We start from the raw sequence: 8,771 nt of genomic DNA, 5'->3' as shown, positions 1-8,771 counted from the left end.
CGCCGACGGCGACGACGGCCGCCTCGGCCTCGCCGAGGCGCCCGCGGACGTCGAGCGCGAGCGCGCGCAGGTCGTCCGCCGAGGCGACCTCGCCGGCGTCGTGCGTGACGACGCGGATGTCGCCCACGCGCTCCGCACCGGCGGCGAGCGAGCCCGCCGCGGCGAGGAGCTGGGCCTGGCGGAGCTGGGCGAGCTCCTTCTCCGCGTCGCGCAGGCGCGACACGAGCGAGCTCACGCGGTCGGGCAGCTCCTCGGTCCGCACGTTGAGCAGGCCGGTGAGCTGGCCGACGAGCGCGTGCTCCTTGGCCTGGAAGCCGTACGCGCCCTCGCCGACGAGCGCGTCGACGCGCCGCACGCCCGAGCCGATCGACGACTCCCCGAGCAGCGTCACGAGGCCGAGCTGGCCCGTCTGCTGCACGTGCGTGCCGGCGCACAGCTCGCGCGACCAGTCGCCGCCGATGGACACCACGCGCACGACGTCGCCGTACTTCTCGCCGAACAGCGCCATCGCGCCCATGGCGCGGGCCTCGGCGATCGGCATGAGCTGGTCCGTGACCTCGAGGTTGTCCTGGAGCCGCGTGTTGACGCGCTCCTCGATCTCCGACAGCGCGCCCGCCGGGACGGCGGAGGACTGGCGGAAGTCGAAGCGGATGCGGCTCGGGGCGTTCTCGGACCCCGCCTGCGTCGCGTCCTTGCCGAGCGACTCCTGCACGGCCTTGTGGATCATGTGCGTCGCCGAGTGCGCACGGCTGATCGCCTTGCGCCGCTCGCGGTCGATCGTCGCGGTCCCGGGGTCGCCGAGCGCCGCGGTGCCCTCGACGAGGCGTCCGCGGTGCACGGACAGGCCCTTGACCGGGCGCTGCACGTCGTCGACCTCGATCGTCGCGCCGCCGTCGAGCACGATCGTGCCGTGGTCGGCGAGCTGGCCGCCGGCCTCGGCGTAGAACGGGGTGCGGTCGAGCACGACCTCGACGTCGGCGGGCGCCGTCGCGGCCGGGGCCGGGACGCCGTCGACGAGCAGGCCCGCGACCCGCACGGCCGCCGAGGACTCGGTGTACCCGAGGAACTCGACGGGCGCGGACAGCTCCGAGGCGAGCGCCGTGTAGGCGGCCGTGTCGACGCCGCCCGAGCGCTTGGCGAGCGCGTCGGCGCGGGCACGCGTGCGCTGCTCGGCCATGAGCGACCGGAACGCCTTCTCGTCCACCTGCACGCCCTGCTCGGCGGCCATCTCGAGGGTGAGGTCGATCGGGAACCCGTAGGTGTCGTGCAGCGCGAACGCCTGGTCGCCGCCCAGCACCGGGGTGCCGCCGGCGCCGGCCGACGCCTTGGCCTTCGACACCGCCGTGTCGAGGATCGTCGTCCCGGCCGTCAGGGTGCGGCGGAACGCGTCCTCCTCGGCGTACGCGACGGCGGAGATCCGCTCGAAGTCCGTCGCGACCTCCGGGTACGACGGCGCCATGGCGTCGCGGCTCACGGGCAGCAGCGCGGGCAGCGCGGCGTCGTCGACGCCGAGCAGGCGCATGGCCCGAACGGACCGGCGCAGGAGGCGGCGCAGCACGTACCCGCGGCCCTCGTTCGACGGGCGCACGCCGTCGCTGATGATCATGAGCGCCGACCGCACGTGGTCGGCGACGACGCGCAGGCGCACGTCGTCGTCGTGGTTCGCGCCGTAGACCTTGCCCGACAGCTCCTGGGCCGCGGTGATGACCGGGAAGACCTCGTCGATCTCGTAGAGGTTGTCCTTGCCCTGGAGCAGGTAGGCGACGCGCTCGAGGCCCATGCCCGTGTCGATGTTCTGGCGCGCGAGGTCGCCGACGACGCGGAACTCCTCCTTGGAGCGCACGTCGTCGAGCGCGTACTGCATGAACACGAGGTTCCAGATCTCGAGGTAGCGGTCCTCGTCGACGACGGGGCCGCCCTCGGCGCCGTACTCGGGCCCGCGGTCGATGTAGATCTCGGAGCACGGGCCGCCCGGGCCGGTCTGGCCCGTGTGCCAGTAGTTGTCCTTCTTGCCCCGGGACTGGATGCGCTCGTCGGGCAGGCCGGCGATGCGCTTCCACAGCTGCCGCGCCTCGTCGTCCTCGTGGTAGACCGTCACCCAGACCGACTCGGGGTCGAACCCGTAGCCGCCCTCGGCCTGGGAGCTCGTGATGAGGTCCCAGGCGTAGGTGATCGCGCCTTCCTTGAAGTAGTCCCCGAACGAGAAGTTGCCGTTCATCTGGAAGAACGTGCCGTGCCGCGTCGTCTTGCCGACCTCGTCGATGTCGAGCGTGCGCACGCACTTCTGGACGCTGGTCGCGCGGTCCCACGGCGGCGTCTGCTCGCCCGTCATGTACGGGATGAACGGGACCATGCCGGCGATGGTGAACAGCGTCGACGGGTCCGGCGAGACGAGCGACGCCGAGGGGACGACGGTGTGATCGCGGTCGGCGAAGTAGTCGAGCCAACGCTTGCGGATCTCGGCGGTGCGCATGATGTCCTTCGGCTGGGGGTGGCCTGCCGGGCGGTGAGGCCCTGCGAGGGTGGTGCGGGGTCGTGCCGGTGTCCACCGGCGAGGTGCGGCCCCGGGCGGACCCGGGGGCGCGAGCGGTGCTGGCGAGCGGTGCTAGAAGGAGTAGCCGAGCAGGTCCTCGACGTCGTCCGTGTCGTCGGCCGCGGGGCCGGCGCCGCGCGCGTGCCGGCCGGCGGCGCGCCGGGCGCGCACGGCGTCCGGGTCCTCCTGGCCCTCCGCGAGCAGCGCCGCCATGAGCTCGCGCTCGCGCGCGTCGCGCGCGGCGGTGAACTCCGCGCGCACGTCGCGCACGAGGTGCAGGGCGCGTGCACCGATCTCGTCGACCCGCTCGGTCGCCTGGTCGACGAGCGACGCCGGCGCGTAGCGGGCGAGGACCTGGCGTCCGCGCACGACGACGACCACGGTGATCGCGACGCCGACGCCGACCCACAGGACGCGGCGCATCAGCGCGCGCTCCCGCCGGACCGGCCCCGCCCGAGCGCGCTCGCCACGGCCTGGCGGACGCCGTAGGTGAACGCCGCAACCTTGACGAGCGGCGCGCCGAACGTCGCCGCGTAGAGCCCGGTGAGCGCGGAGACGTTCTCGCTCACCTGCGCCGCCGACGTCGTGATCGTGTCGACCTTGACGAGCTGGCTGTTGGTGGTCGCCACGGTCGTGGCCGCCTCGTCGAGGATGGGCACCGAGTGGTCGGTGACCTCCTTGATGCTCGTGCGCGCCTCGTCCAGCACGCGGCCGAGCTTGAGGAGCGGCACCGCGAGCAGGCCCACGAGCAGCACGAAGGCGACGGCTGCGATGAGGCCGGCCACATCTCCCAGGGACATTCTTCCTCCTGTGCCTGTTCACGGTCGTGCCCGCGTCACGCGTGCCGCGCGGGCGGCGGCGCTGGTCACGCCGCGGACGGGGCTCCGCGAAACACTACCCGCACGACGCGGCGCGAGGGTCGTCGGACGCGACGGCGGCGCGGGACGCGCCCGGACGCACGAACGCCCCGCTCGCCGACGAAGCGGTGAGCGAGGCGTCCGGGGCGGGACTCAGCGGGCGTAGTACTCGACGACGAGCTGGACCTCGCAGGTCACGGGGACCTCGGAACGCTTCGGCTGGCGCACGAGCACCGCGGTGAGCTTCTCGAGCTGGACGTCCAGGTAGCCCGGGACGGCCGGCAGCACGTCGCGGTGCGCGCCCGCGGCCGCGACCTGGAACGGCGTGGTCGCCTGGCTCTTCGGCTTGACCTGGAGCGTCTGGCCCGGCTTCACGCGGAACGACGGGCGGTCGACGATCTTGCCGTCCACGAGGATGTGGCGGTGCGTCACGGCCTGGCGCGCCTGCAGGATCGTGCGGGCGAAGCCGGCACGCAGGACGAGCGCGTCGAGACGCGTCTCGAGGTTCTCGACGAGCGCCTCACCGGTCAGGCCCGGGGCCTTGCGGGCGGCCTCGTACGCGCTGGCGAGCTGCTTCTCGCGCAGCATGTACTGCGCGCGCAGACGCTGCTTCTCGCGCAGACGCACGGCGTAGTCGGACTCGGTGCGGCGGCGCGCACGGCCGTGCTCGCCGGGCGGGTAGGGGCGCTTCTCGAAGTGCTTGACGGCCTTCGGGGTGAGGGCGATGCCCAGGGCGCGGCTCAGGCGGACCTGGCGGCGCGAGCGCTTGACAGCGGTCACAGCGGTGTCTTCTTCCTGTCGTTCGTGTGCTGACGTCACACCCGTGCCCACCGGCGCGAGGCCGCGGGAGCCGGGTGCGGGACCAGCCGATGGACCGCCGACGGCTCGTGCGAGCGTCGAGGTCGGGGCCGAGGTCCCAGGTGGTCGCCGTGAAGGCAACCGCAGCAGTCTACCCCACCCGGTGACCGGTCAGCGCTGCGCCCCGTCCTGCCCCGCTCCCTGCGGGCGCGGCGCCTGCCCGAGGATCTCGCGCACACGCGCCAGCCGGTCGGCGACCTGGCGCTCGTAGCCTCGGTCGGTCGGCGTGTAGTAGCGCGCCCCGGTGAGCGTGTCCGGCAGGTACTGCTGCGGCGCGACGGCGTGCGGGGCGTCGTGCGCGTACCGGTACCCGGTGCCGTGGCCGAGCTGCTTCGCCCCCGGGTAGTGGGCGTCGCGCAGGTGCGCCGGCACCGTGCCGGACCGCCCGGCCCGCACGTCCGCGAGCGCGGCGTCGATGCCGAGGTACGCGGCGTTCGACTTGGGCGCCGTCGCGAGGTGCACGACGGCCTCCGCGAGCACGATGCGGCCCTCGGGCATGCCGATGAGCTGCACGGCCTGGGCCGCCGCGACCGCGGTCTGGAGCGCGGAGGGGTCGGCCATCCCGACGTCCTCGGCGGCGGCGATGACGATGCGGCGCGCGATGAAGCGCGGGTCCTCCCCCGCCGCGATCATGCGGGCGAGGTAGTGCAGGGCGGCGTCGACGTCGGAGCCGCGCATCGACTTGATGAAGGCGGACACGACGTCGTAGTGCTGGTCGCCGTCGCGGTCGTAACGCACCGCGGCGACGTCGACGGCGCGCTCGACGGCGTCGAGGTCGACGGTGGTGGCGGCACGGGCGGTCGGGTCGCCGTCCTCGGAGGCGCCCGCGGCGTCGGTCGGGTCGCCGTCCCCGGACAACGCGGCCCCGGCCGCGGCCTCGAGGACGGTGAGGGCCTTGCGCGCGTCCCCGCCGGCGAGGCGGAGCAGGTGGTCCTCGGCCTCGTCGGTCAGCTCGACGAGGCCGCCGAGGCCGCGCTCGTCGGTCACGGCGCGGCGCACGAGGGCGCGCACGTCGTCGTCGCCGAGCGGCTGGAGGGTGAGCAGGAGCGAGCGGGACAGCAGCGGCGAGTTGACGGAGAAGCTGGGGTTCTCGGTGGTCGCGGCGACGAGCGTGACCCACCGGTTCTCGACGCTCGGCAGGAGGGCGTCCTGCTGGGACTTGGAGAACCGGTGGACCTCGTCGATGAACAGCACGGTCTCCTCGCCGCCGGTCGCGAGGCGCCGCCGGGCGTCCTCGACGACGGTGCGCACGTCCCTGACGCCCGCGGTCACGGCGGAGAGCTCGACGAATCGCCGACCGGACGCGGTCGCGATGAGGTAGGCCAGGGTGGTCTTCCCGGTGCCGGGAGGACCCCAGAGGATGACCGACCCGGGGGCCGCGCGCGACGTGTCGCCGGGTGCTCCGGCCTCGATGAGGCGCCGCAGCGGCGAGCCGGGGACGAGGAGGTGCGCCTGCCCGGCGACCTCGTCGAGGGCGGCGGGGCGCATCCGGACGGCGAGCGGAGCGCCGGGGCCGGGCCGGGGGGTGCCCTGGGTGCCGGAGGTGGCCGCCCCGAACAGGTCGCCGCCGAACAGGTCGGCGGAGGGCGCGGTGGACATGCGACGAGCCTACGCACCGCCGCCCACGCCGCGGGGCGATCTGACACGGCACGACGGCGGGTGGGATGCTGACGCTCGTGTTCTCGAGCCTCGGCCGCAGCGTCGCCCGTCACCCGCGCCTCACCGTCCTCGTCTGGGTCGCGATCACCGCGCTGGGGTTCGCGCTGGCGCTGCTCGGCACGGGGGGCGGCGGCCTGTTCGACCGCGTGACCACCGGGGCGCCCACGGTGCCCGGGTCGGACAGCGAGCGCGCGGACGAGATCCTCGCGGAGAACGACGAGGGCGGTCCGGAGATCACCCTGCTCGTGGACGGCGTGGACCCCGCCGACGCGCAGGTCGTCGAGGCGATGACCGGCATCGACGCCGAGCTCGTCGGGATCGAGGGCGTCGAGTCCGTCATCAACCCGTACGTGCTGCCCGGCGGCGTCGAGGACGAGGCGGCGCAGCCGCTGCTCGCGCAGGGCGGCGAGGGGTTCCTCACGGTCGTCACGCTGCGGACCGACCTCGAGCCGGAGCGCTCCGACGCGGTCGCCCAGCGGGTCGTCGAGCGTCTCGAGGCGGTGCCGGGCGAGCTCGCCGACGCCGCCCCCGAGGGCGCGGGCGGCGCGTCCGGGCTCGTGGCGTCGAACGACCTCATCGTCGAGGCGATCACGGACCAGGTCGAGGAGGACCTCACCACGGGCGAGGCCGTCGCGCTGCCGGTCGCGCTCCTCGTCATGGTCCTCGTGTTCGGCGGCTTCCTCGCGGCCGGGATGCCGCTCGCGGGCGCGATCGCGTCGATCGGTGCGGGCCTCGGCGCGCTGCTGGGCCTCACGTACCTGCTCGACGTCGACGCGTCCGTGGTCAACGTCGTCACCGTGCTCGGCCTGGGCCTGTCCATCGACTACGGCCTGCTCGTGGTGTCGCGGTACCGCGAGGAGCTGCACCGCCTCCTCGACGCCGGCGACGAGCCGGTGCTGCGGCGACGGCGCGGCGACGGCGTGGTCCACACCGCCGTGGAACGGACGATGGCCACGGCCGGGCGGACCGTCGCGTTCTCCGCCCTCACCGTCGCGATCTCGATCGCCGGACTCATGGTGTTCCGTCCCGACATCCTGCGCTCGATCGGGGCCGGAGCGCTCGCCGTGGTCCTGGTCGCCGTCGCGACGGCGCTGACGCTCGTGCCCGCGCTGCTGACGCTCTCGGGCCGGCGCCTGGCGCGGCCGGGGCTGCTCGGGCGCGTCCCGGGCCTGCGGGCCGTGCTCGCGCGCACGGCCGACGTGCAGTCGGACGAGGGCGTGTTCTCGCGGCTTGCCGGCCGGGTGCAGCGCCACCCGCTGTGGGTGCTCGTCGCGACCGTCGTGGTGCTCGTCGTCATGGCGCTGCCCGTGCTCGGGCTGCACCTGCGCAACTCCGGCATCGAGCTGCTGCCGACGTCGGCGCCCCAGCGCCAGTTCGTCGAGGAGCTCGCCGCCGAGTACCCGAGGAGCGAGAACCCCGAGGTGATCGCCGTCGTGGACGCGGACCCGGGCGCGGCCCAGTCGTGGGCGGACGACGACGTCGCGGGGCTCGACGGCGTCGAGCGCGTCGACCCGGTCGCGTCGCTCGACGGGTACGCGGTGGTGGGGGTCCACCTGGAGACCGACGACGCCGGCGGCCCCGAGGCCGTCTCGGCGGTCCGGGACCTGCGGGCCCTGGACCCCGGCTTCGACGTGTGGGTCACCGGGCAGGCCGCCGGCCAGGTCGACTTCCTCGACGCGCTCGGCGAACGCCTGTGGTGGGCCGTGGGGATCGTCGTCGTGGCGACGCTCGTCCTGCTGTTCCTCATGACGGGGTCCGTCGTGATCCCCGTCAAGGCCCTGCTGACGAACGCGCTGTCGCTCGCCGCGTCGCTCGGCGTGCTCGTGTGGGCGTTCCAGGACGGTCGCCTGGAGGGGCTGCTCGGTTTCACCGCCGTGGGCGGCATCGAGACGTACGTCGTCGCGCTCGTCGTGGCGTTCGCGTTCGGCCTCGCGATGGACTACGAGGTGTTCCTCCTCGCGCGGATCAAGGAGCTGCACGACGCCGGGCACCCGGACGACGAGGCGGTGCGGCTCGGGCTGCAGCGCTCGGGGCGGATCATCACGTCGGCCGCGGCGATCATCGTCGTGGTCTTCGCGGGCTTCGTGCTCGGCGAGCTCCTGGTCATCAAGGAGGTGGGCTTCGCCCTCGCGGTCGCCGTGCTCGTCGACGCGACGATCGTCCGGCTCCTGCTGGTCCCCGCGACCATGACCCTGCTCGGGCGCTGGAACTGGTGGGCACCCGCTCCCCTGCGCCGGTTGCACGCACGCCTGGCGATCGCGCACTGACGACCGGCGTCGTGCCGGGGGTCGTCAGCGCCGCGACTCGAACCTCTGCCCGACGACGTACCCGAGCCCGTCGTAGACGCGCCGGGCGGTGTCGTTGTCCGCGTACATGCCGAGGGCGACGACGCGCGCGTCCTCCAGGCCTGCGCGGGTCGCGACCGCCGTGACGGCGCGCCCGGCCCCGCGACCGCGCCACGCCGGGTGGGTGGCGACGCTCCCGAGCTCCCACGCGGTGCCCGGTCCGGCACGTCGCGCGCCGGCCACGGCGCGGACCGTGCCGGCGTCGTCCAGCCACCCCCACCAGCGCGAACCCGGCAGGGCCGGGTCGAGCTCGGCGGCCGGGTTCGCCTCGTCGAGCAGGGTCCGTGCCACGGTGCGCCCCCCGTCGCCCGCGAGCTCGACGACGCGCTCCTCACCGCTCTGCCGCGGCGGCGGGTCCGCCGTCCAGAACCAGTCCCACGCCGAGACCGGCTCGGAGCGCAGGTGGACCGGGAGCGCCCGTCCGGTGCGCGCCGCGAGCGCGCGTGCGGCGGCGGTCGTCCCGCGCGGGAGCGCCGACCTCGCGACCCCGGGCGCGAAGCGCACGCCGGCGTCGAGGAG

General features: G+C 74.6%; 7 protein-coding genes. 1 reads left to right on the top strand and 6 read right to left on the bottom strand.

Translation table 11 applies throughout. The annotated features are described in order from the left end of the window. The 5 genes from alaS to JZ5iCDA_RS13225 all read right to left on the bottom strand — a co-directional run. Window positions 1-2,473, bottom strand: a 2,473-nt coding sequence (alaS, locus tag JZ5iCDA_RS13245; protein WP_069387601.1) for an alanine--tRNA ligase, incomplete at its 3' end; no start/stop codon positions are given. 132 nt (window positions 2,474-2,605) lie between these two features. Further along, entirely contained in the window at window positions 2,606-2,956 is a 351-nt protein-coding gene (locus JZ5iCDA_RS13240; RefSeq protein ID WP_069387600.1) for a hypothetical protein, read from the bottom strand. After that, the gene (locus tag JZ5iCDA_RS13235) at window positions 2,956-3,333 is read right to left on the bottom strand and encodes a DUF948 domain-containing protein (RefSeq protein WP_069387599.1); all 378 of its coding nucleotides are present in this window, start codon (window positions 3,331-3,333) and stop codon (window positions 2,956-2,958) included. Before JZ5iCDA_RS13235 ends, JZ5iCDA_RS13240 begins: the two co-directional genes overlap by 1 nt. 210 nt (window positions 3,334-3,543) lie before the next feature. Further along, window positions 3,544-4,170 carry a 30S ribosomal protein S4 gene (rpsD, locus tag JZ5iCDA_RS13230; protein ID WP_069387598.1) on the bottom strand — a complete coding sequence of 209 codons (627 nt, stop codon included), beginning with the start codon at window positions 4,168-4,170 and terminating at the stop codon, window positions 3,544-3,546. Window positions 4,171-4,359: 189 nt separating this feature from the next. After that, window positions 4,360-5,847 carry a replication-associated recombination protein A gene (locus JZ5iCDA_RS13225; RefSeq protein ID WP_069387597.1) on the bottom strand — a complete coding sequence of 496 codons (1,488 nt, stop codon included), beginning with the start codon at window positions 5,845-5,847 and terminating at the stop codon, window positions 4,360-4,362. A 65-nt stretch (window positions 5,848-5,912) separates the two neighbouring features. Between JZ5iCDA_RS13225 and JZ5iCDA_RS13220 the strand changes: the two genes are divergently transcribed. Continuing rightward, the gene (locus JZ5iCDA_RS13220) at window positions 5,913-8,174 is read left to right on the top strand and encodes an MMPL family transporter (RefSeq protein WP_069387596.1); all 2,262 of its coding nucleotides are present in this window, start codon (window positions 5,913-5,915) and stop codon (window positions 8,172-8,174) included. A gap of 24 nt (window positions 8,175-8,198) precedes the next feature. Here JZ5iCDA_RS13220 and JZ5iCDA_RS13215 read toward each other — a convergent pair. After that, window positions 8,199-8,771, bottom strand: a 573-nt coding sequence (locus JZ5iCDA_RS13215) for a GNAT family N-acetyltransferase (protein WP_139123109.1), incomplete at its 5' end; no start/stop codon positions are given.

The organism is Cellulosimicrobium cellulans (genome assembly GCF_001722485.1).
Classification (GTDB): Bacteria; Actinomycetota; Actinomycetes; order Actinomycetales; family Cellulomonadaceae; genus Cellulosimicrobium; species Cellulosimicrobium cellulans_A.
The sequence above is the reverse complement of the archived record's forward strand: the minus strand, read 5'-3'. Positions and strand labels throughout refer to the sequence as shown.

Excerpts from the sequence above, each read along its gene's own strand:
- JZ5iCDA_RS13220 (WP_069387596.1), top strand. The coding sequence starts at position 5,913 with ATGCTGACGCTCGTGTTCTCGAGCCTCGGCCGCAGCGTCGCCCGTCAC.
- JZ5iCDA_RS13240 (WP_069387600.1), bottom strand. The coding sequence starts at position 2,956 with ATGCGCCGCGTCCTGTGGGTCGGCGTCGGCGTCGCGATCACCGTGGTC.
- JZ5iCDA_RS13235 (WP_069387599.1), bottom strand. The coding sequence starts at position 3,333 with ATGTCCCTGGGAGATGTGGCCGGCCTCATCGCAGCCGTCGCCTTCGTG.
- JZ5iCDA_RS13225 (WP_069387597.1), bottom strand. The coding sequence starts at position 5,847 with ATGTCCACCGCGCCCTCCGCCGACCTGTTCGGCGGCGACCTGTTCGGG.